The following is a 23,637-nucleotide window of genomic DNA, read 5'->3' on the forward strand; positions in this document are numbered from 1 at the left end:
CATCTCGAAATCAAAATTTTAAAATACCAGTTAGAAATAATTTAGATGAGAATTAGTTCTTAATTGATGTTATTTGAGATAGATAACGTACCTTATCTAGTCCAAAAGTCTACAGTTTTTACGATTTAAAAATGAACTAGAACATTAGAGTTTAGGGTGGATAAGATTTTGGAGTACTAAGTAACTCGCGGGAAATAGAAAACGAGGACTACCCAACTCTCAAATTATTAAAATCGCGTATTTTTCTATCCGTATTAAATTGGGAAAGAGAGTATACGGCCCATAAAGCAGCCGGTAGCCATCCTATAACTATTATCTGTAAAACCAGACAGGTAATTCCAGCTAGCGGTCGTTTAATAGTGAAAAAAACTATAAAGGGGAAAAATATGGCTAGAAATAAGCGCATTGTAATATTAATAGGCAAATGAAAACTGGCCTCATTGTATTGATTTGATATTTTATTTTCAATAATAAAATAAAATCTGTTCTCATTTAATTTATGAAACATATTATGTGAAGCCCGATAATAAATTATGAAGTCCACCAAACGATGGGTTTGTGGACTCATTAAATTGATGTTCAAAAATTTGAATTTGCACTTAAAAACCAGTTCGAAAACTCTAGCCAATAAACAAAGTTCGTATTAATGTGAAATAATTGAGTTAATTAACTCCAGGTTGTTTAGGATTGTAGGTGCCTCGCTTTTAGCGATTAAGTGTTCGATAACTTGAAAGTAAATATATGGTCATAGGTATTATGTATATCCTAGCTAAGTAGCGATCGACTAAAATGCTTTAATATAGAATTAATAGTCTCCCTATCACGGTTTTATTAGGCGATACCCTGTCTTTCTTGATATAGAAAATTTTTACATAACTATTCATAGAACAATCTTTCTTTAAATACTGTTCTATAAATCGTGTTTTTTCGTTCATAACAGTTACCTAGGTCTATTCCCTGAACATCTTGGCCCGACAAAGCAAGATTACTTTCCAAGCTGAGTAGCGAATAAGCTTTATCTTCTTTCAACTTGAGTAGCCAGTATGATATGCTTGAGCCAGATTAAACTTGAAGGAGTCAAGTCATGAGTATCGTAACGCTTCTAGAACAGTTAGCTACTACAGTCCATCATAAAATCAATCTTGATACATTATTAAAAGATGAACCTTCAATAATTCAAAAAGCATTCATAGATAACAACGCTACATATTTAAAAAGTAACTTAAATGAGAATATAGCTTTGGCTGATCGAACTACAATTTTTGAGATTTAGATTGAATGCATGATATGTCCCATAAAGCCTCATTGGTTGTTGTCGGTTGTGGTATTAAATTTTTTGCTCATCTAACGAATGAAGTAATCGCTTATATTAGGCAATCTGATCTTGTGCTGTATTTGGTAAATGATCCCGTACTAAAATTATGGATTCAACAGCAAAATCAATCCTCAGAATCTTTAGATCAATTATATTTTTCATGCCCAAATCGTACCGATTCTTATTACTTAATTACGGATTATGTTTTAGAGCATTTATATCAAAATAAACATATATGTTTTGTTCTTTATGGGCATCCCAGTGTTTATGCTAAACCCGGTTTAGATGCTGTAAAAAAAGCAAGAAAAGAAGGGTATTATGCAAAAATCCTACCTGCAATTTCAGCTGAAGCGTGTCTCTTTGCGGATTTGTTAATTGACCCTGGCTCATCAGGATGCCAATCATTTGAAGCCAGCGATTTTCTGATTCACCAACGCCAATTTGATATAAGTTCTCATTTAATTCTTTGGCAAATTAATGCGGTAGGAATTCTCAATCATGAAACAACAAATAATAAGAAAATGGGAATTCTGTTGCTACTAGATCATTTGACTAAATATTATGAAGTTACAGATGAGATCATTATTTATGAAGCGGCGCAATATCCTGGATTTGAGCCTGTGATCACACAAACACAATTGAAATATTTGCCTGATATTCAACTATCAAATCTTTCAACTTTATATATACCGCCTGCAAAAATTGCTATCTGTAATCAAACTATTTTAAAAGCTTTTGAACTTGCATAAAAATGTACAACTATTTTATAACTTTCATCAAAGGATATTCTGAAAACTATTTGGGACTGCCTAAGTTTTGTTGGCAGGGCATAAGTTTAATTTGTATCAACGCATCTACTATTGGTATTTGTTTTTTTCTGTCTCTGTATTTTGTGAATGAACAACAATTAAATGTTTCAACTGCTGGACTACTTCTTTCTTGTTATGGTTTAGGTACAGTGATCGGTGGTTTTGTGGGAGGGAAACTTTCTGACAAAATTACACCATATGTTGTTTCAATCTTCAGTCTCTTCGTTCAATCCGTAAGTTTTTTCTTTTTAATGTATTTGCATTCTATCCCTATCTTAATGCTTAATCTGTTATTACTTGGCATATCTGCATATGGTTTTAAAACATCAAATAACATGAATCTCTTAAATTTATGTGCTAATGACGTGGATTTACGCTATAAAACTATCAGTATTTCTCATGTTGCTGCAAATTTAGGATTGGGGGTATCGGGTATTTTTATTGCTGGAGTTGGAACATATGGTTTTCCTATTGTTTTTGGTTTATCAAGTTTAATATTATTTTTTTCAGCAATTTATCTTATATTACAAAAAAATGTAACTAACCCCATATCTGAACAAAGTGTTGAAGAGTATCATCCAAATGAAACAAATATAGCATTAAAAATCAATGTATTAATTCTTTCCTGTGTTTTTCTAATAGGGCTTATCATTGCACAATTGAGTTCTACTTACCCATTATATGTTCAAGAATCCTTCCCCAAATTAAATGTGCAAGCTGTTAGTATATTATTTCTTTTAGATACCGCTTTAATTGTGATATTCCAAGCGCCACTAATCGTATTAGTAAGTAAACAAAATAAACTGCTGATTACTGGGGTCGGTGCTCTATTCATGGGCTTAGGAATGTTGATCTTACGCTTTTCTTTCATATTTTCATTAGCTATTCTATCTTGTATTGTTTGGACAATAGGTGAAATGCTTTTTATATCTACTGCTCAACTGATTTGTTATGAAAACAGTAATAATAAGAAAAAAGGACAAAGTTTAGGTCTTTTTCAATCTACTTTTGCTGTTAGCAATGTTGTCGGCCCTTGGTTAGGGGGCTTTATATATCAATACTGGGGTGGAAACATATTATGGTATTGCAGCACAATCATTGGAGTATTTTGTTTTCTGCTTTGTTGGCATTTTAGCCGTTTTAATGCTGACACATCCTCGTAAAAATGAAGCATCGGCAGCAAAGATTGCTCCTTGTTGTTCTTTTGTGAATTGTGAATTATTAAATCGATTATCAATATTTAATATTTCAAGAGAACTTTGCATGACATGATGTATATCTTGAGTATTATGAAAGTAGCTAAACTTAACAAATTTCGCTATTTTCCCAATAATTGTATCAGAAGATAATGCATTGTCTTTTGATAGTTCTTGGATAAAAATACTCATTATGTGCTCTAGTTCACGCATTTCATAAATCGTGCTTGTGACCTGCCTTGATCTTGGTGAAAACACATGTGTCGCTGGATGCTGTAATGAGTAATATATGGGGAAAAAATCTTTCTCAAAATTAAAATGTTTGGGTTGCATGATTGTTGGGATATATTTTTTCAGGCCATATGATTCTATAAAAACATGTTGCAAGACATCTACGGGCAAAGCACTATTATCTATCGATGGGACATACCCAGGCGCTGCACCTAGGGCTGTTGCAAATAAATGCTTAGCGGTATCAGCTAAATATGGGTTTGGCTTCAAATTGCGATTTTTTTGGATGATTGAAAATGTAATATCATAAAATACTCGGTTTCTTTCGTATTCATACCGATACCATGCTAATTCATGTAGGTACTGTTTCAAAATTTTCCATTTTCCATCATTATGCAAACTCATTAACCACTTTTCTGAAAAATACATTACGCAGCAACGCCAATCGGAGTTAATAACTTTGCTATTAACTATCTCTCGAAAAACTTGCCAATGTTCATATAATGATTTTGGTACCCGACTTTTAATATTAAAATCGCGTTGTAAATTGGAGTGATTTGTTGTTGCACCAATATTGGGTAACATAAATGCAGATCTAGCACCTGCAGTAGATGACAATAGTCCATTCGGTGCATAAACCCTATCATTAACTTTACTTAAAACAGTTGAGAGAGGAAAAATATCGCCTGGTTTATAGATAAGCCAGGGGATGGTGACATTATCATTTTTTAGATCAATATAACACTCAATCTCTTTATCAAGAACTATTCCCAATGGTGTGTTATTTGCGCTATATCCAAGGTGATGAATTATATCTTCGGGTACATCGGGATCAGTTATTCGATAATATCCTCCATTTATATCAGGAAAAAGCGAGCTTTGTGTATCTGCATCGGTTGCACCATATGGATAATATGCTAAATAAAGAGGATATGATTGATCAGGATTTAGTTCATCTATAATAGCTGCGAAGACAGGCTCTATTTCTGTAACTCGCATACGAACATCAGCCCAACATACTTTTACTAATCCATTTCGTTCATCAATAGCTGTGAACATTAATACAATTCCTTTCGTATCTGAACTAAAAAAAGTTGCATTCTAATTTTCTAAAAATACAACTGTCAAGATAAGTTTAATGAAGCTGACTACAAAAAAATCAGTCAGACTTTTATTTTCCATTAAAAATTTACATGCAAAAAAAAGAATTTTTTCATTATTCGATTATGTCTACATTTTTCTAGTTATAAGGAATTAACAACAAAAAAGGAGCAATTATGTTAATGACAATGTTAAAAGCAAAAATCCATAGAGCTACGATCACTCAGGCCAACCTGAATTATATCGGGAGCATCACTATAGATGAGGAGTTACTCTTAGAAACCGGCATCCAAGAAAATGAAAAAGTTCAAATTGTGAATATCAATAATGGTGCTCGATTTGAAACTTATGTAATAAAGGGGTGCAAGGGGAGTGGCGAGATTTGTGTGAATGGGGCTGCGGCGCGGCTTGTTCACGAAGGTGATAAAATTATAATTATTTGTTACTGCAATCTTAATGAACATCAGGTGGCAAATCATATCCCCAAAGTTATTTTTATGAATGAAGATAACAGCATCCATAGCCGTTCAGATCAGGAATTATCTAATACATTGTTTGTAAATTAATGTGAGCAAAATTTTCAAATAACAAAATATTAAAACTAAATCGTTATCTTCAAGATAACCTATTGCATAAATTGGAGAATTATTATGGACAATACTGTAAACCCCAAAATTAGCATCGTCTTTGGCGGTGTTTCTGTTGAACGAGATCTTTCTTTAAGAACTTTTCACAGCATCTATTCAGAGTTGCAACATCAAGCAAAAGATACAGACCTATATCAATACGTTTATTATGTAACTGAAGAAGGATTGGTGATTAGAAAACCATTTAATTTTGATAAAGATCCTGATTATTACATGACGAGTAAAAGCGCTCCGCTATCAATTATCAAAGCGTTTCAACAAATTAAAAAAAATAACGAATATGTGTTTTCTTTGTTATATGGCCAATTTGGTGAGGATGGGCATATTCAAGGTCTAGGAAAAATTTTAGATATAAAAAATTCTTTTGGTTCGGTGCTTTCATCTAGCCTCAGTAAAAGTAAATTTCACTGTTCAAAATATATTGAATCAATGTATCCCGAATTAGAACCAATACCGATGGTGTCTATTAGAGATACAGATATATCTAGTCTAAAGGAAAAATTATTGCCTTTTTATAATCAAGAAATAGTGATTAAACCTAATTCACTGGGCACGAGTATGTTTACTGAACGTATGATACTTAATGAAAAGTCGCTCAATGCTGCTTCAAGTCTAATCATAGATATCTTAAAGATTGATAATATTGCACTCGTGCAAAAGTATATTCCTGGTGAGGAGTATTCATGTGGCTGTATAGAAAATCTTAGTAGTATTGAAGTATTACCGCTAATTCTAGTACGCACTCGAAATAGATTTTTTGGTCGCCGAGAAAAGCTTTGTAAATTTGGAGTGAGTGAGCGAATTATTCCTCAATCCTATAATAAATTTACAGCTCAAATAGCTGATATTTCAAAACGAATTTTTTCTGATTTGATGTTTGAGAACATGTTTCGGCTGGATTTTATTGTTTCAGAAGGAAAGATTTATTTCCTTGAAGTCAATTCATTGCCTGGATTAAGTCAGGCTAGCTTTTTCCCAAAAATGCTTCGAGAAATGAATATCTCAATGTCTGATTTTATTCAGATGACGTTTAAAAACAGTTTAAACAGGAAAAATAAAACAAATCGGTTTAATGAAGAAATGGATTTTCGAGGTGCAGCATGAAGTGCATTGGTTTACTAGGTGGTGTGAGCTGGGCTTCTACTATGGAATATTACAAGCGACTCAATTTGATTATCAATAAAGAAAAGGGCAAAAATCATTCAGCCAAAATAGTATTGTATAGTTTTGATTTTGAAGAAATTCTTGAACATCAAAAACAACAAAATGAGACAATGGAATTAAGATTGCTTCAAGAAAAAGTGGTTTTGCTGGATAAAGCAGGTTCAGATGTAATCGCAATTTGCTCCAATACTACGAATAAGTTAGCCAACCAACTGGATGTAATGATCCATAAAAAGTTAATTAACATTATTGATGCAACCGGTGATTATTTACATTATTTGGGAGCAAAGAAAGTAGGGTTAATTGGAACCCGTTATACAATGGAACAGGACTTTTATAGAAATAAATTACTTAAAAAAGGACTGCAAGTAGTAATTCCCGATGCTTATGATCGGGAGTTACTTCATCAGATCATTTACCATGAATTATGTCATGGTATTCTCACGGCTCGATCAAAAAAGATCGTTCTAAATATTATTAATAAATTAGCTGCAAGTTTTCATTTAGATGGAGTCATTCTCGGTTGCACAGAACTACCTCTATTGATATCAAAAGCGGATGTTGATATTCCATTGTTTGATACGATTGAAATACATGTAAATGCAATTTTAACGAAAATTAAATGGCTAAATTAGGGAGATTCAATAATGAGATCTATCCCTAATTTAAAGCTGATTTGCTGCTTGCTATCAGGCATTGTTTGTGTAAATTTTGCGAAATTTATGTGTCTTCCCTTTTTAATCTTATTTCTTAATTATAAAACGCAAGCTCCGTTATGGGTAACTGGTTTAGTTTGTGGAATGGCTCCATTTTGCTCCATACTCGGTGGTTTTATCGGGGGACAATTATCGGATAAATATGGACGCGTCCCCTTATTATATATTTCGATTTTTACATCAGCGAGCCTCTTTATATTAATCGGTTTAAGCTTGCAAATTAATTCTCAACATATGCAATTAATATTGATCGGTATTCTAAATGGGCTGTTTGGTTTATTTTCTTCTTTTTTTCAACCTGTAGCTCTCGCATTACTCAGCGAATTAGTTGATAAAGTACATCGAGAATTATTTTTTCACTTACGTTATGCAGCAATGAATATTGGTGCTGTATTAGGACCTTTGTTAGCAGTATATTTAGGTGTTACTTTATCTTCTATTACGTTTTACATTGCAGGCCTAATTTATTTTAGTTTTGGTTTTTCTTTATATATCGTTTTGTTGATAGAACGAAGACCATTTTCTACGAGTAAACAGAGCAATGAGTCTAAGGTATCTTTATCTTCTACTTTGCGCGTTATTTCTCTAGATCGTCGGCTATTAAATTTCATTCTTTTTAATATAGTATTCGCATTATGCTATTCGCAAATTGATACAACATTAGCCCAATATATATCCCAACAAATTGATAATGGGGCTCGTGTTTATTCCTTAACGATTTCATTGAATGCTTTTTTTGTACTTATTGGGCAAGCCCCGATTTTCCTCTTATGTAAAGGAATGCCAAAACATCAAGCTATTTTTTATGGATGTTTTCTATTTTTCCTTGGTTGTTTGGGTTTCTCTTGCTGTGGCAACAAAGCAAACTACATTTACTATTCTATTTTAATTATTACCCTGGGTGAGTTGTTCATATTTCCTTTTGCCTTCTTGTTTGTTGATGATATAGCTCCGTTGCATTTGAAGGGGGCTTATTTTGGTGCATTAGCTTTTAGAGAGTTAGGTTTGGCTTTAGGTCCTATTTTAGGTGGAGTGGCTCTTGAGTTTTTTGGAGGTCAGATTCTGTTTCTCATGATCGGAATGTTGTCATTGATTTCATATTTCTTTGTGTACTTAGGTGAATATAGAAAACCAAGAATTTATAAGCAGCCTTTTAGGGAGAGCATTTAATCGGCCTTTCGAAACGCTACGGCAGTGGAGTTTCAAAATAAGTCTAATAATATGGAGTAAGATCATGAGTAAATCGATTTTGTTTGTAAATGTTTCTGATGAACATAATTTAGTAAAAATTGAGGCAGCGAAGAAACTAGGGATTAAGGTTTTTTTGGTGGCACCTAATTTACCTGACTGGGCAAAAAATATAGTTGATAAATTTATTCAAGCGGATACCACCAATTTTTCTGAGACTATTTCTGCTTTAAAGAACGAGTATAAAGAAACACCTTTCGATGGCGTCATTACCATACTGGATAAAAGTGTTGAATTGGTTGCAGCAATCGCTGAAGAGTTTAAATTACCAGGTAGTTCACTTACAGCAGCAACCACAGTGAAGCATAAATACAAAATGAGAGAGGCGTTGCGGTTGTATGGAGTTCCTCACCCGAAATTTCAATTTGTAAAAACATTCAACGATCTGAAAAATGCTGCAAATACTATCGGGTTTCCGCTCATATTCAAGCCCGTTGCTGCATCAACAAGTGTTGCGGTTTTTAAATTAAACACGCAAGCGGAGCTTGAAGATGCATTTGAACTGATGAGCACTTGTGAGCGTGTATCCTATTGGCTATATTCCGATGAGTATATTGCTGAGGAATTTATGGAAGGCCAAGAAATTAGTGTTGAGGGAATCATTAATCAAGCACAAATACATTTTGCAGGTATTACAAAAAAATTCGTAGAAAAGCCAGGCTTCACAGAATGGATGCATTGTTTCCCTTGTGATCTGGAATCAGATGTTTGTTCTGCAATTTATAAGGTGGTTGAAGAGACCATTCACGCAGTTGGCATCAACAATTGTGCTTTTCATGTAGAAGTCATGTTGACTTCTGAAGGGCCTAAAATTGTTGAAGTGAACTCACGAATGGCAGGAGGCTTTGTTTCCAGCCATCTTGTTCCCTTGGCATCTGGAATTGATTTGGCACAGGCAAGTATAAAAACCGCACTTGGTGAACCTATTGAGTTAAAAGCAACTAAAAATAAATTTGCGTGTGAGCGAAATTTATTTGCGACCGAGAATGGTACCGTTATTGATTGGCAACATATTGAAGAAATACGCAATCAACCTGGAGTACGGGATTTTAAACTGTTGCGACAGGTCAATGAGTTGGTTAAGGTGCCGCCGCAAGGATATGACAATCTGTTGTGTGCTGTTATAACCGAGGGGGATACTTTGCAAATGGCAATAGACTTAGCTGATGCGGCTTTGAATCGTGTTCATTGTGTTTATCGGTAAATTCTTAAGGAGTTGTCATAGGAGTTTGGTGTTTTTTAACCCCTTAATCACCAATGCTAAAATTGTAAGTAAGTCTAAAACTGCGCTTTTATCTTTGCTTAATATATTGATTATATTGAATATTTTTAATAATATCGCACAAGTCATTGATTTTAAAAAAAGGAGGGGATGTGCCTGGACACGGTTTTTTTCATCGCACGCTTGATGCTACTGAAGCTGTAGGGTATGGGGCAACAACAGTTGTAGGAGGCACTGTAACTGGTGCAATGGCCATAGCTAGTGTGGCACTTGCTATGACTGGTATTGGAGTGGTAGGGCTTCCAGTTACCTTAGGAATTATGTATCTCAGCGCCGTAGGGACAACTTATACTGGCTCAAAAACAATACACAAGGTAAAGCATGCAGCTGGCGGTGAGGGTAAATGTCATAGTCTTAGTCATGCAGAAACAGTCGCAAAATTGGGGTTCTAAGTAAAGATTGAACATAGTAGAACAACTACTTTTATCTGTTTACCCCATACAACACATTTGGGTTTAGGCTTTACCAATTTTATAATGCGTGCCTGCTTCTAAGCTGTTTGCGGGCACGACAGATTTTTTATCATCTCAATTAATGTCTATAGAATCCCTATTATCAAATAGGCCTGATTACTGTGAAAAGTGGACTTTAAGCTAGAAAACTGACCTCGAAATAGTTCAACTCTTGAAAAACCGATTTATTAAATCTCATAAATAGCAATGTTCCACAAACCCCCTCATTAATTTACTATGAAAGGTAAGTGTATTGTTTCAATAATAACTATCCTTAAGATAGTGTGTATTGTATGGAATGAAGTACTTATTAAAATTTTAAAAATAAATCTGCGTGTCTTTTTAAGAGAGTGTCGGGCCAAGGGCCGACCTACGCTTGCTGATGAATAATGCTTTCTGTTACCTGGCTCCCTTCTCTAAACACCAAAGCCCGACCTATTTAATTCATTCAAAAGCGTAAATTTACGTAGTTTCTTTAAGAATACTTTAATATTAGAGATATACCATGAATTGTCTATTAAATATTCAAATTGGTGATTAAAATGCAAGATAAAAAAGAAATTAATGAAAGCTATTTAACTTGGAGAAATGGTTATGTTAAAGCTTTAGAAGAAGATGGCGCTGGTCGACATGGTTATCAAAACTGTTTTTACGGTAAGCTATTAATAGAAACTTTTGAAAAATTGTATGCTGAATATTTGCATACTCTTAAAGTTAATGAGCAATTTGAAAAGATCATAAGGCAGTACTCCTTCAATTTAAGAGCCGCTTATGGTTATGAGTGGGATAAGGCAAAAGCAGAGGCAGCCAATCATGCAGTTTTTATAGGTTTTATAGCTAAATTAGAACAAAACCAATTTCTATCTAAACCGGAAATTAAAAAATTTGCACCCCTTCTTGCCCAAAACAATAGAACCGCCGGTGATCAGAGTTTTTTTGGGGGGTTACCTCAAGATTTTCTCCATGAACTTGCCGGGTATCTTGAACCCCAATTGTCTTTTCATGATGCAGCTAAAAAATTGGATGATGAGGTACAAAAAGCACACGCGCATTACGATAAAATTAGAATGTTTTCATTTAAAGATAACGAAATACACTTTTCCAGCATAGATGGAACGCATGTGGCGTTAACGGGTTATGAACCATTTAATGAATGGTTTACTAAATTGCCACTAAGAACAAATCAAGCTATGAGCCAAAATTATCAGATGTATAAAATAGATGATAACACCATATCGATTAATCGTGGTCCACAAACCCCAGGTATTCAAATTAAACGACGTGATGCTGGATTTATTGTTTGTAACAATGTAACCGCTGATAAAAATTCACCTCATCTCACTCCACAAGAAGCCAATCTAGAAAAAAGTAAAAACCTTATTTCCTCATTGAAGGCGTTGAAAAAATATTTGCAATCAAGACCTGCAGAACTAAAGTTTTTTTCGTTTGAAAAAGAAAAAGTTGCCTTTGCTCAAGGGACTCACGTGAGTCTTACTGTTGAGGACGCCTTTAAAGCATGGTTTGACGATCTTCCTTTAAGAAAGTCACAGCAAATTAGCAGCATTTGTCATATTTATAAAATAAATGCAGACACTGTAGCGATTAATTATGGACCTAACACCCCAGGTATTCGAATTATAAGAAAAGACAATAGCTTTTCAGCATGCAACAATATAACAGCAGATAATGCTAATTCAGATGCTACAAAACAAAAAAATCTCGTCACGACCTTATCCGCTTTGGAAAAAGCGCTGCAAGCAATTGCGAGTCAGGCACAACTTGCAGAACAGGAAAAAAATACAGGTGAAGAGCAAGAAAAGTGCTCAATTCAATAGTTCGCGCTCAAGAGAGAAGGATATCGAGTTCTTCTTTCTGTTTTGATTGGAAGAGAAAATAAAAAATTGTCTTCTAAGTTAAATATTGGCGGGCTAAGGGTCCGCCGTGTTTCAGTGCGATAGATAAATAGATATTTGTTTTCCTGGTTGCAAGCCACCAGGCTACCCGGTAAATGGTAATTTCCTAACGCAACGTTCGCGCCATGCCCATTGTCGTTCCCTTAGCATCTGGAATTGATTTGGCACAGGCCAGTATAAAAACCGCACTTGGTGAACCTATTGAGTTAAAAGCAATTAAAAATAAATTTGCGTGTGAGCGAAGTTTACTTGCGACCGAGAATGCTACTGTTATCGATTGGCAACGTACTGAAGAAATACGCAATCAACCTGGAGTACGGGATTTTAAACTGTTGCGGCAGGTCCACGAGTTCGTTAAGGTGCCGCCGCAAGGGTATGACAATCTGTAGAAATTATTTAATGCCGTTGTACAAATTGGCAGTTCATTCGAAAACTCATATCAAACAAAACGATGATGAATACATAGGTCATATTAACTGCATGCGTGCCCTTTTTTATGCTCATTTTTAATCTCCGCCAGCCTTTCATCTTTAAGGTCTGAAAAGGCTTTCGCATAAGATGTTTTCATAAAGCTAAGGGCCTGCATCGTTGAATTTTGGGCTGTTGCCAGAATACCATAGCGTCCATCGTCCTCGTACCTCTTAACAACTTTAGCAACCTCGGCAGGAGTGTTTGCCTTTTGTAAATCTTCATAAAAATCTTTAAGGATAGTACTTTTTAAAAAATCTCCTTGGCAAGTTTTATATCTATCCTTAAAATTACGGCTCAAACTTGAAGTACTCGCTAAGGTATCAACTTTCCTATTTTCCTGATTGGATGTTACAAAGCGATCGTACTTACTTTTTATTGTATCATTTTCCATTTGTCTAATTTGCGCAATAGGCATTGTAAGATAAGCTTTCTGCCCAGGCCCAGCCACCTGTACTTCTATGTTAGCCATATATTTTTTATTTGCATTTTGAAATTCAAACAAATGGTTGCTGTTTTGAAATTCAATTTTGACCTTATCACCTTGTATTAGCGGAGGTCTTGTAACTCCAGAAGCATGATGAAGAATAAATTGTTGAATAAATTGAGCATCTGTCGAATGCGACTGCGGCTTCGAATGCGACTGCGGCTTCGGATGCGACTGCGGCTTCGGATGCGACTGCGGCTTCGGATGCGACTGCGGCTTCGGATGCGACTGCGGCTTCGGATGTAAATGCATCTGTTGAGAAGAATGTTTTTTAGAAGTAGGGGGTTGCCCTATTGGAACATCGTTCTCGACGGAAGTCACAAAGGTCTTAGCTGTAGGATCGTCATCCGTCATAGACTTAGGTAAAGGTGGATTATGCTCTGGAATAAAACCCTCAAGATTTGCATATTTCGAGTTAGGTTTTGGTCCATTTTGATTCGCAAAGGCATTGAACCATAGGGCTTTGACAGCCGGAGAATAGGAGGGATCTCGATTAAAAGTACTTTGAAACTTTTCTCTTAAGGATGATTTATTTGGATGATTATCAAGACTTCCCATTTGTTGAAATAATAAATTCCAAGCCGTATCTTTATCTATGAATGTTACGTCCCACTGGGGAGTTTGAGGAAGAATTAACTGTTTGGGGATGCCTCCTCCCTTCTCATAGGCGTTGCAAAGTGCAATAAGTGAATTCTTAAGTTGAGTGGATTCGCCATCAAAAGCCCCAGCAGCTATGAGTTGTCTGGTGCTTCTAATGAATTCAGCTTTGTCTATAGCTGCTTCTGGTATAGGCATACGTGCAAAGAGTTGATCCCTTTGCTCAGACATTTGCGCTTGGACACGGGTTAATGTACTACCTCTATGACCTGTTGCATTTCCATTAATATCAATCGTTATGGCGCAATATTCCCCTCTATCATTTTCTCCCTCAATTCTATGGCTACCATCCTTAAGAAGTACAATTCGATTCACATAATTATTATCCGATTTAGGTTCTAATGGAAAAGCTTGGGCATTTTCAATAAAATCAGATATTATTTTCTGCCCCCCCTCTCATTTAAATGAGTATCCAAAAATCTCTTGTCCAGGTAATTCAATAATGCTGGAATCGCTTGTTGTGGATTCGAACTGTTAATTTTTATACTCGTCATTCCAGTCATTTCGAGTTTATAAGGTCTGCTATAAGCGATACTTTCTAAGGCACGGATCAGTTCGGGTAAAATTTGACGATCACTACGCATACCACCGTCGATATCATCCTGCATGCTCAAAAAATCTTGTTGATATCTAGCTAATAATATTTTTGCTCTTGCTGCGCTAATCATTTTGATCACACTTTTATATGCTATTAAATTTAGTATATCAGAAAATCAATATGTGTTATGGATGAACAAAAAAAGCTGTATTTATTTTCAATGTGAATTGAGTTTAATCATGTGTTTAATAAATATTAAGTTACCTCAGGTTGTCGGGTCGAGGCCCGACCTACACTAATGGCAGAGTGCCCCTTTAATGTCTTATTCCCAATATCATGGTTATGACAAACCATACGACAGGATAAAATCCTAAAAGAATAAATAAAGGGATACATAAAATTAAAAACTGTTTTGAGAGAGTCCATGTTTTATAGCGTCTAAAAAAAAGAACAAGAGTGCTTATGACAATAAGTGGATATATAAAACTATAAAAACCAAAGTAGAACGTAGCCCAATCTATAGAGGGAAATGGGGGGCCATTAATAAAAACTTTAGAGCAAGCTATTTTTTTGATTTTTAATATGCTTTTACAGGTGATACAAAGCCTTGTGGTTTTAGTGCCCAAAGCGAGCAATTGAGTTTTTGGAGAATGTTTTCGGCGGTATTACCGATAATAAAACCAGATATTCCAGTTCGTGCTACTGTCCCCATCACCAATATATTGATTTTATTCTCATTAATGCAGGCAGGAATAAGTTCTTCAGGGCGGCCTTTCAGATGATAGATGGAGGGTTGATCTTTGATGCTTGCCTCATGAATCAGCGCAGATAGAGCACCATAATGGGCGCGACTCTCGCGCATGACCATTTCATCGAGTTCTGCTGGAGAAATATCAACCAGCATACTGCGGCGCAGATAATCTTCCAAAACAAAATCCCAGCAGGAGATAACACTTAAATTGCCCTGGTAATGTACTGAAAGCGCATGAGATAACTTTAAAAGGCTAAGTGCCAGATCATGGCCAGAAGATTCTTCATCTTTGGGATCGATAGCAACGGCTATATTGACCGTTTCGTTACGATTTGTGGGGCGATAAAGAAATAAGGTGCATGGGCATTTGCGTAATAAGGCCATATCTAAAGCTTTAAATCCTTTGCTACTGTCACTATTTTCCGCCATTTTAACGATGAGATCATACGAATGATGAAGCACGTGCTGAATAATACGAATATCTGGTGTAGTACCCCATTCTATTTCTAACTTTATGTCTGGTTTTTTATTAGGAAGGGACAAGGATGCTTTAGCTGATTTAATCGTTTGCTGCATCTTTTCTATTAGAAATGTCTCATACGAGTTTTTATATTCATCAAGATTATTAGGAAAAGGCGGACATATTATCAGAATGTCTAGAGTGGCTTTATTATCAACTGCTAACTGTATGGCATGTTGTAAGGCTTCCGTTTCTTCACCTATTCCATTACTCACAAATAGAATATTATGGAATTGTTTCATTCTCTTTCCTCCGTGAGTATTAATTGACCGCTAATGTAAAGCCCTTCTTTAATAACTAATTTTAGACTATTTTTCTTAAATGATGCGTGATAACGTTTTAGATTGAGTAAGGACTATATTTATACTTTTAAGAATTGAGATGCTTGGTTAAATATTGAGTAAAAAATAAAAAAGGACTATTTGAATTGCATCATTCGCTTCCCCTAATTACTACCATCGCCATGGGATTTGCTTTGGCATTAATCCTAGGCTTGATTGCTGTACGCCTTAAGATTCCCCCATTAGTGGGGTATTTATTAGCGGGTGTCGTTGTTGGACCATATACCCCTGGCTTGATGGGGGATATCAGTATCGCCCAAGAGCTCGCAGAAATAGGAGTGATGCTGCTGATGTTTGGCGTAGGCTTACATTTTTCATTGTCCGATTTGATGCGAGTGCGCAATATTGCTATCCCTGGCGCAATAGTGCAAATTGCTGTCGCAACCCTACTTGGAAGTTGTATTGCAATTCTGTGGGGCTGGAATTATAGCAGTGCTCTAATTTTTGGGCTTTCTTTATCCGTAGCCAGTACCGTTGTTTTATTGAAAGCACTTGAAGAGCGAGGCGCTCTGGAGTCGATTAATGGCCATATTGCTATAGGCTGGCTTTTGGTCGAAGACTTGGCGATGGTTATTGTACTGGTGTTGTTACCACCGTTATCACACTGGCAGGATGATAGCGCCTCGATAGGTGTTCATAGCCAGCCTCTGTGGCTTGTTTTTAGTCTAACACTTCTTAAGGTATCCGCGTTCATTGCGTTCATGCTCTTGGTAGGGCGACGATATTTCCCGAAGCTACTCTGGATTGTTGCGCGAACAGGCTCACGTGAATTGTTTACTTTATGTGTTATTGCTGCAGCAATTAGCATTGCCTATGTGGCTTCTAAATTGTTTGGCGTTTCATTTGCCTTAGGCGCCTTTTTTGCCGGCATGATTATGCGAGAGTCTTCATTCAGTCATCGTGCTGCTGAGGAATCTTTGCCGCTTAGAGACGCGTTTGCGGTGTTGTTTTTTGTTTCCGTTGGCATGTTGTTTAATCCCTACGTGTTGGTTGAGCAACCCTTACAAATTTTAATTGTGGTGGGGATTATCGTTATCGGAAAGTCAATTGCGGCGTTTATCTTAGTTCTTGCTTTTCGCTATCCATTACAATCCGCATTAGTCGTGTCAGCAAGCTTGTCTCAAATTGGTGAGTTTTCATTCATACTTGCGGATCTGGGGGTACGTTTAGACATACTGCCTGCAGAGGGACAAAGTTTTATTCTTGCTGGGGCACTGATATCCATTGCGATTAACCCGCTCATATTTAAATTAGTAAATCCTCTGCATACTTGGATAAAGTCTTACCCGCGATTACTCCGTTTTTTTGAACGTGATCACGATACTTTGGCTGAATTACCGATGTCCACAAAAGACGAATATCTTGCCGGGCAAGTGGTTATCGTCGGCTATGGCCGTGTTGGGAAGCGCGTTGCCCATCTACTCTCCGAAAAAAACATTCCTTATGTTGTCGTTGAGGAAAATAGAGAGTTAATCGCAAGTCTGCGGGCTGCAGGCCTTCCTGCGGTTTACGGCGATGCATCCAAGCCTTCCGTGCTGATTCAAAGCCATATTGCCCATGCCAGTATGCTCATGATTGTCATAGCCGATACGGTCCACCTAAGGACTATGATGCAATATGCTTATAAACTGAATCCAGAAATAGAAATTGTTGTCCGTACGCATGATGAAGAGGAAGCTGCGTTATTAGAGAAAGAGATTCCTGGCAAAGTATTCTTTGCCGAGGGAGAAATCGCCAAAAATATGGGAGAATACGCCTTAAGTCGGTATGGAAAATCATGAGTTATATTGATGCAATTAGCCTTTGGAGGACAGCTTAGGCGAAACAGCAAGCATGTCCACAGTACTAACCTTTGGCAACACTACCCATAAGTAAGTAATGCAACAGTAACCACCAGTAATTTTTTTCTCATAGTTAGAGCCATCACGTTCGTATTCTATGCCAACAGTTGCCAGCGGCTTAGACTCTAAAAATGATGCAACAGAAATTTTTACAAGGACTGCAATTGGTTCTCACAATATGCGAATGGCTAATTTTGACAGGAGGTCTTTAGTGATTAAAAAAGTGAAGTCTGTGGCGATTACTTTTGCTATGTGTGCCGTCTTTTTTACTGGGGCGAGGGCACAAGACCCTGCTGTTACCATTTTTGAAAATGTGCGCATCTTTGATGGGAAAACCCCCACACTTTCTGGAGCATCGTATGTTCTCGTTCGCCATAACATCATTGAGCGGATTACAAATACTCCCATTCCTGTAAGCAATCAAGCCGATACTCGCGTCATTGCTGGGGGCGGAAGAGTGTTGATGCCTGGTCTCAGCGACATGCATTGGCATGCGATGCTTGTTCGTCCTACTCCCAATCAGATAATATCGAACGACATTGGATACACAACACTGCTAGCAGGTGCAGAAGCCACTGCCACGCTGATGCGTGGATTCACAACGGTCAGGGATATGGGCGGTCCGGTGTTCGCACTCAAGCGTGCTATTGACGAAAATATTATCTCTGGCCCGCGTATTTATCCATCGGGCGCGATTATCACCGTAACGGGTGGTCATGGAGATTTCCGTGAACTCTGGGAGTTGCCACGAACGCCTAAGGCCATGAGTCGTGTAGAACATCTTGGTGGAAGTGTCATTGCGAACAGTCCAGATGAAGTTCGAAAACGCACGCGCGAACAACTCATGCAAGGTGCGTCCCAGATCAAACTGACTGCGGGTGGCGGCGTGGCCTCACCACTTACTCCTCTTGACATCACCACCTTTACTGAAGCTGAATTACAAGCAGCTGTTGAAGCAGCTGCAGGTTGGGGAGCCTATGTGGCCACTCACGCTTATACGCCGAATGCTATTCAACGTTCTATTATGGCAGGCGCCAAAGTGATTGAGCATGGTCATCTTATGGATGAAGCAACAGCAAAACTCATGGCTCAAAAAAACATCTGGTTGAGTACACAACCGTTTGTAGATCTTGGTGGTGCAGCCATGCTTTCACCTACACAACAAGAGCAGATGCGGCGACTCATCCAGGGGACTAATTCCATGTACGAGTATGTGAAGCGGTTCAAGATTAAAACCGGTTTTGGGACAGATATTCTCTTCTCAAAAGCATTGGCAGAGCACCAGGGCCAGGGTATTGTCGATCTCACGCGATGGTTTACGCCTGCAGAAGCACTGATTATGGCGACTTCTGCCAATGGAGAATTGCTGGCGCTTTCTGGAGCACGCAATCCCTATCCAGGAAAACTGGGCGTTGTCGAAGAGGGGGCATTGGCAGATCTGCTCCTCGTTGATGGCGATCCGTTGCAAGATATAAGCATTGTCGCAGACCCTGCGAACAAGTTTCTCGTTATTATGAAGGATGGAGTCATCTACAAGGATATGACACCTAAAGTTTAATTTGCCAAATCGTCAAATTAAACTTTAGGATTATTTTCTACAAGATCTTAAGAAAACGGTAAGCATTTAACTATATAATGTCTTTTCAAATTTTTTTGGATGCGTATTTATGAAAATTAAATCGTCAATTTTTTTAGCTTTAACTTTATTAGCGGCTAATATTTATGCCAATTCAGCTGAAGAGCAAGCCCAATATTGTAATGATGCTGGCGGCACAGTGGAATCTATGACTGCAGAGTTTTTGACCCCTACCGGCTATGTTAAAGGTCAATCTAAAATGTTCTGTAATTTCTTCGTCGATAATGGTTTTATTGCTATTGGGTTAGAAACATTTTCTGCCGATGAGCCAAGTATTGCCGCTACGTTCATGAAAAAAATGCGTCCTATTAAAAATGATTCTCCTTTATGGAAAGGAGCGTTTGCTAATCCTGCTCATAATGTTTGTAAAAATATTGGCGGTGCAGGTATTGGCTTTATTACCAGTGGTGGATTCGCTAATGCTTTAGGTGAGTCGGATATATGCGTATTCGGTGATGGATCTATGGTTAGTGGCTGGTCGTTGATTTATATGGCTAATCATCGTGAAGGCTATGATGCTGTTAAAAATAAAGTCCGTGCTGAACCGATAAATATCCCTGTTCCCTAAACTGAGCAAACGCAGGTCGGGCCTTGGCCCGACACAGCTAATAAATTGTTCCTATTGCATCTTCTTGAGCATGAATTGGTTTATGACTTCAATGTTTGCGCTTGTCCCAGGTCTAATTCTGGGCTTTCTTCTTTAGCAACAGCTTTCTCATTTTTTTCTTTTATAATTTCTAAATTTATTTTAATAATGCCATGACCTACAAATCTAGGCGGAGTACCTTTACTTGCATCAGGGCCAAACTCAGATAAAAAAGTTTGTAAAATCAGTTTTTTCATTTCTCTGCCATGCACGTTATCTAAATCTACTTTCCCCGTTCGGTATCCTTCCTGAATAATTTCTCTGGCTCGTGCTAATTGATACTCACTTTTTGCTTCAGCAGTTAAGTGTTTTAATCCATCTCCTGCTAACCTTAAAGGGGATTCATGGTGATTTTCAGAAAATTTAAGTGCGGATTTAATGATTTGCTTTTTACTGGCATCATCAGCAAATATATTAATGTTGATGCTTTTGTTATGAGATTTTAAAATGTTTTCTATATAGAGATCGGCTGCCGCTTCATTTTTAATTTTAATTTTAGGTGGTTCTGCTGGAACAGGCGGTGTGGTATCTACCGGGGTATTATTTGATGCCCTTAATATTGTTTTATATCGCTCTAAATCCGTAATATGTTCTTCACGTAAACGTTGTGGATTAGGAATATCACGTTCAGGCATATTATTAAAATCACTGGCTAACTCACGCAATGGTCGAGTCGGTGTTGCTGCAGCACGCTGTAAAAACCACATACTCCAATCACCACAGTAGCCATCGCCTTTACTCAGATCTTGGAATTGTTTCGTGACGACATGATCCTGTTTCTTAGGAAATTTTTCTCTCACTGCATCAATGAATAATTGAGCCTCTCGTGTGTAGCCGTCATTACTTGTTCCAAGAGAGTTAAAAAATAAGGCATCAGATTTTCCTTCAGAATCAATATCAATTACAAGCGCTGTAATATGATTTCGTTGTAAAGCCAGTGGGATATGAATTCTGGCAGGTGGCGTCACGTGTCTTATATAGTCTTTAAAATGCTCTAGACTTGGCTGTCCATGAGGATCATAGCAGGCGGTAAACTTAGGAGGCACACCGGTACTTTTTGCAGTAACTGCTTTTGCAAGTATACCGATGGTCTGGGGGCCATGTCCTCTTGCTGGATCTTGAAGTTGAGTTATCGCGTCATTTATGAATGGGATCATAATTTTTTTTAATGAATGTTTTATAAATGTTAGGCCACAAAGAGGTCTGTTTCAATTCATAATGAGTAAATTTAGTGCAAAATAAAAAATTCGGAGGCTGAGAAAGAATGACTAGTACTTGGTATTCGAAGTTAGAGGCGGATACTGCTTTGAATTTCTCGGTCAATTGTTTTGTTTGTGAGGATTTCTGGAGCGAGGCCCGACCGACGCTTGCTTAGTTTTAACCAAGCTAAGGGATGATTGCGCCAGCTGCTTGCGATAAAGGGAACGATTGAGTAGAAAAATAACGCTTAGGAGCCTGGAAATTAGAAATATGGAAATGGTGAAGGTCCAGTGATTAGAGATTAAAATTTAAGGATAATAGACAAGCACTGAGTACCAGATGCATCAAATGTCCGTTGGAATAACTATTTGCAGCATAGGGTAAATTCTTGAAGTGATTTAAGATTATTTTTTTATTTAAAAAGGGAAGCTTATCCAGCAAGCCACTAGAAAAAACATCATCTAAAAGATGGTAGAGCGCTGTTTTATTTCCATCGAGAATGAAAGAAGGTGCCGCAAAAGGAAACTTACGTCGAGAAACAATTTTTGAGGGTAATCTATGCCGCATAGCCTCCTTCAAAATGAATTTCTCGCCAGTGATATGAGCTTTTATATTATCTGGTAACTTGGTCGCGAATTTAACTAAATCATTATCTAAAAAAGGTAATCTGGCCTCTATTGAATGGGCCATTTCTACTCTATCACCTAAAGCAGACAATATTACCTCTGAAAAACCAGACTTTGCCCAGAGGTACAAAGAACTATTTCCTGGACTGATTTGATCATCGCAGTTTAAGGTATTTAAAAGCTCAAATTGTGGATCTTGCTGCAAATTAAAAACAGAGTGCAGTAACAATATCCATGATAATGAATTTGTAAATAAAGCTGGTTGATAGTGTAATCTCTTCGTTACCTGATAATGATTTGTTATTAAAAATTGGAGCGCTCTAAGTTTTTGATTCAAAGGCTGCTTACGATACAGCAACTTATTTTGAGTTAGATTTTTAAAAAAACCACAAGATTTCGCAATAATGAAATCATTATAATTGCCACGATAGCCTCCCAATATTTCATCTGCTCCCTCACCAGTTAATACCACTTTATAATTGCTCTGTTGCACCTTAGAGCTTAAAAGATATTTCGCTATAGAATTTGGGTTAGTTATAAGCGATTCTGTATGCAAAATGGTATTTGAGTAATTTTTAGCCATCTCCTGCGTGGTTATTGGAATAGAATGAAAAGTGATGTGAAGATTTTTGGCCACCAAGTGTGCATAATCATATTCATTTAAATACGTTGACTCATTAAATGAAACATGGAAAGCGTCTACCTTTCCGGGGTAATTTTCCGTCATTACAGATAATATTGAAGAAGAATCAAGACCACCACTCAAATAGCAGGCTATAGGGACATCGGATCTGAGCCGACGGGTGATTGCTTGCTGGAATAAACGTTCAAACTCTTCTATAAAATCAAATGGATTGTAGGAACTAACTACTGAGTTTTTAGAGGGAAAGGACCATTCCCAATATTGATGTGTGGTTTGATTTTGATTTTTTATGTCTATCAGAAGGCAATGCCCTGGTTTTACTTGTTTGATACCCTCAAAACAGGTTTCTTCTTGTAAAGCAAAGCCACTGAATATTTGGAACACGGCATTTGTATTCCATTGACTGCTAATACCTAAAGCCAATAATGCTTTTATTTCTGAAGCAAAGCACCAACTTCCGGCTTGCTGTGTGTAAAATAAAGGTTTTACACCAAATCTATCACGAGCAGCTATAATTAATTTATTTTTTTCATCAAAAAGAATAAACGCGAACTCGCCATTTAAATAATTAAAAAAGTTCAAACCAAAACAGTGATATAGGGACAATATTATTTCACTATCACTGTTGGTAAAAAATTGATAACCCTTTTTTATCAACATAGAGCGAATGATTTCAAAATCATAGAATTCCCCATTCACTATGGCATGCAATTGAAGATCTTTATTGTGCAGGGGTTGAGTACCATGCTCTAAATCCATAATGCTTAAGCGAGCATGACCAAGTCCAACATGATCATTAGGGGCAATCCAGATGTTTTGTGCATCCGGTCCTCTATGCTTTAAAAGCTGCGTTGCTAATAAAAGTTTTTCTTGAGATATGGGGGTCTTTTCGTTATATATAGCTACCAATCCGCACATGATCTTCTCTTCGTTTTTTATGTACTTTTTATTTAAGTGTATGCTATTCCCAATTTAAATTGAAAATATATCACTTAGAGAGCTTCTATTAGTTCCAGGCGGCAAGCAGCAAGGCCATGCTTGCTGATGCCTTATAAGTGAATAAGAATCCGCCAATAAGATTAATTATGCTATCGTATGTGCTATTTTAGGTTGGTGATGATGTATAGAAAATTATACGCAGATAATGAGGATCTTTATTCAAATGCCATGTAACGTTGTAGCAATATAAGGTACAACAGCGTTCACAAG

At 37.0% G+C, this 23,637-nt stretch carries 20 protein-coding genes; 14 read left to right on the plus strand and 6 right to left on the minus strand.

Features of this window, described 5'->3' with window-relative positions; all coding sequences use genetic code 11:
- Nucleotides 1-1,084 precede the first annotated feature (1,084 nt).
- From BGO44_RS06485 to BGO44_RS06495, 3 genes are all read left to right on the plus strand, one after another.
- Nucleotides 1,085-1,273 (plus strand): hypothetical protein, encoded by a 189-nt coding sequence (locus BGO44_RS06485; protein WP_273197839.1) that lies wholly within the window; start codon nt 1,085-1,087, stop codon nt 1,271-1,273.
- Nucleotides 1,274-1,287: 14 nt separating this feature from the next.
- Entirely contained in the window at nt 1,288-2,064 is a 777-nt protein-coding gene (locus tag BGO44_RS06490; protein WP_273197838.1) for an SAM-dependent methyltransferase, read from the plus strand.
- Between the two features lie 143 nt (nt 2,065-2,207).
- A complete protein-coding gene (locus tag BGO44_RS06495) occupies nt 2,208-3,287 on the plus strand; it encodes an MFS transporter (protein WP_416338561.1) in 1,080 nt (359 codons plus the stop codon).
- Here the strand turns inward: BGO44_RS06495 and BGO44_RS06500 are convergent.
- Nucleotides 3,201-4,610 carry a hypothetical protein gene (locus tag BGO44_RS06500; RefSeq protein ID WP_273197835.1) on the minus strand — a complete coding sequence of 470 codons (1,410 nt, stop codon included), beginning with the start codon at nt 4,608-4,610 and terminating at the stop codon, nt 3,201-3,203. The two genes, BGO44_RS06495 and BGO44_RS06500, sit on opposite strands and share 87 nt — an antisense overlap.
- Nucleotides 4,611-4,825: 215 nt before the next feature.
- Between BGO44_RS06500 and panD the strand changes: the two genes are divergently transcribed.
- The 8 genes from panD (at nt 4,826) to BGO44_RS06540 (ending at nt 12,463) form a co-directional block, all read left to right on the plus strand.
- Complete coding sequence (panD, locus tag BGO44_RS06505) at nt 4,826-5,218, plus strand: aspartate 1-decarboxylase (RefSeq protein ID WP_463673238.1); 393 nt, start codon at nt 4,826-4,828, stop codon at nt 5,216-5,218.
- Nucleotides 5,219-5,302: 84 nt separating this feature from the next.
- Entirely contained in the window at nt 5,303-6,403 is a 1,101-nt protein-coding gene (locus BGO44_RS06510; protein WP_273197831.1) for an ATP-grasp domain-containing protein, read from the plus strand.
- Nucleotides 6,400-7,098: an aspartate/glutamate racemase family protein gene (locus BGO44_RS06515; protein WP_273197830.1), complete on the plus strand. Its 699-nt coding sequence runs from the start codon at nt 6,400-6,402 to the stop codon at nt 7,096-7,098. Before BGO44_RS06510 ends, BGO44_RS06515 begins: the two co-directional genes overlap by 4 nt.
- Nucleotides 7,099-7,110: 12 nt before the next feature.
- A complete protein-coding gene (locus tag BGO44_RS06520) occupies nt 7,111-8,349 on the plus strand; it encodes an MFS transporter (protein WP_058509741.1) in 1,239 nt (412 codons plus the stop codon).
- A gap of 64 nt (nt 8,350-8,413) precedes the next feature.
- On the plus strand, nt 8,414-9,631 hold the full coding sequence (locus BGO44_RS06525; RefSeq protein ID WP_273197829.1) for an ATP-grasp domain-containing protein: 1,218 nt from the start codon (nt 8,414-8,416) through the stop codon (nt 9,629-9,631).
- Nucleotides 9,632-9,801: 170 nt separating this feature from the next.
- Nucleotides 9,802-10,101, plus strand: coding sequence for a hypothetical protein (locus BGO44_RS06530; RefSeq protein ID WP_058509739.1), 300 nt, complete (start codon nt 9,802-9,804; stop codon nt 10,099-10,101).
- Between the two features lie 602 nt (nt 10,102-10,703).
- On the plus strand, nt 10,704-11,996 hold the full coding sequence (locus tag BGO44_RS06535; protein WP_273197827.1) for a hypothetical protein: 1,293 nt from the start codon (nt 10,704-10,706) through the stop codon (nt 11,994-11,996).
- Between the two features lie 203 nt (nt 11,997-12,199).
- Nucleotides 12,200-12,463, plus strand: a complete 264-nt coding sequence (locus tag BGO44_RS06540) for a hypothetical protein (RefSeq protein ID WP_273197825.1) — start codon at nt 12,200-12,202, stop codon at nt 12,461-12,463.
- A gap of 83 nt (nt 12,464-12,546) precedes the next feature.
- On the opposite strand, the gene BGO44_RS06545 is transcribed toward BGO44_RS06540, so the two are convergent.
- From BGO44_RS06545 to BGO44_RS06555, 3 genes are all read right to left on the minus strand, one after another.
- Nucleotides 12,547-14,001, minus strand: a complete 1,455-nt coding sequence (locus BGO44_RS06545; RefSeq protein ID WP_273197824.1) for a hypothetical protein — start codon at nt 13,999-14,001, stop codon at nt 12,547-12,549.
- 62 nt (nt 14,002-14,063) lie between these two features.
- The gene (locus BGO44_RS06550; protein WP_273197822.1) at nt 14,064-14,354 is read right to left on the minus strand and encodes a hypothetical protein; all 291 of its coding nucleotides are present in this window, start codon (nt 14,352-14,354) and stop codon (nt 14,064-14,066) included.
- A 447-nt stretch (nt 14,355-14,801) separates the two neighbouring features.
- Entirely contained in the window at nt 14,802-15,737 is a 936-nt protein-coding gene (locus BGO44_RS06555) for a universal stress protein (protein ID WP_273197820.1), read from the minus strand.
- Between the two features lie 185 nt (nt 15,738-15,922).
- Between BGO44_RS06555 and BGO44_RS06560 the strand changes: the two genes are divergently transcribed.
- The 3 genes from BGO44_RS06560 to BGO44_RS06570 all read left to right on the plus strand — a co-directional run bounded on the left by BGO44_RS06560 (nt 15,923) and on the right by BGO44_RS06570 (nt 19,881).
- A complete protein-coding gene (locus BGO44_RS06560) occupies nt 15,923-17,617 on the plus strand; it encodes a cation:proton antiporter domain-containing protein (RefSeq protein WP_273197819.1) in 1,695 nt (564 codons plus the stop codon).
- Between the two features lie 157 nt (nt 17,618-17,774).
- Nucleotides 17,775-19,235 carry a metal-dependent hydrolase family protein gene (locus BGO44_RS06565; protein WP_273197818.1) on the plus strand — a complete coding sequence of 487 codons (1,461 nt, stop codon included), beginning with the start codon at nt 17,775-17,777 and terminating at the stop codon, nt 19,233-19,235.
- A 109-nt stretch (nt 19,236-19,344) separates the two neighbouring features.
- The gene (locus tag BGO44_RS06570; protein ID WP_273197816.1) at nt 19,345-19,881 is read left to right on the plus strand and encodes a hypothetical protein; all 537 of its coding nucleotides are present in this window, start codon (nt 19,345-19,347) and stop codon (nt 19,879-19,881) included.
- 80 nt (nt 19,882-19,961) lie between these two features.
- Here the strand turns inward: BGO44_RS06570 and BGO44_RS06575 are convergent, their stop codons facing one another.
- Complete coding sequence (locus BGO44_RS06575) at nt 19,962-21,116, minus strand: hypothetical protein (RefSeq protein WP_273197815.1); 1,155 nt, start codon at nt 21,114-21,116, stop codon at nt 19,962-19,964.
- A 337-nt stretch (nt 21,117-21,453) separates the two neighbouring features.
- The gene (asnB, locus tag BGO44_RS06580; protein WP_273197814.1) at nt 21,454-23,346 is read right to left on the minus strand and encodes an asparagine synthase (glutamine-hydrolyzing); all 1,893 of its coding nucleotides are present in this window, start codon (nt 23,344-23,346) and stop codon (nt 21,454-21,456) included.
- Nucleotides 23,347-23,637: the final 291 nt, after the last annotated feature.

Origin of the sequence: Legionella sp. 39-23 (assembly GCF_001897665.1) — a bacterium.
Lineage (GTDB): Bacteria > Pseudomonadota > Gammaproteobacteria > Legionellales > Legionellaceae > Legionella > Legionella steelei.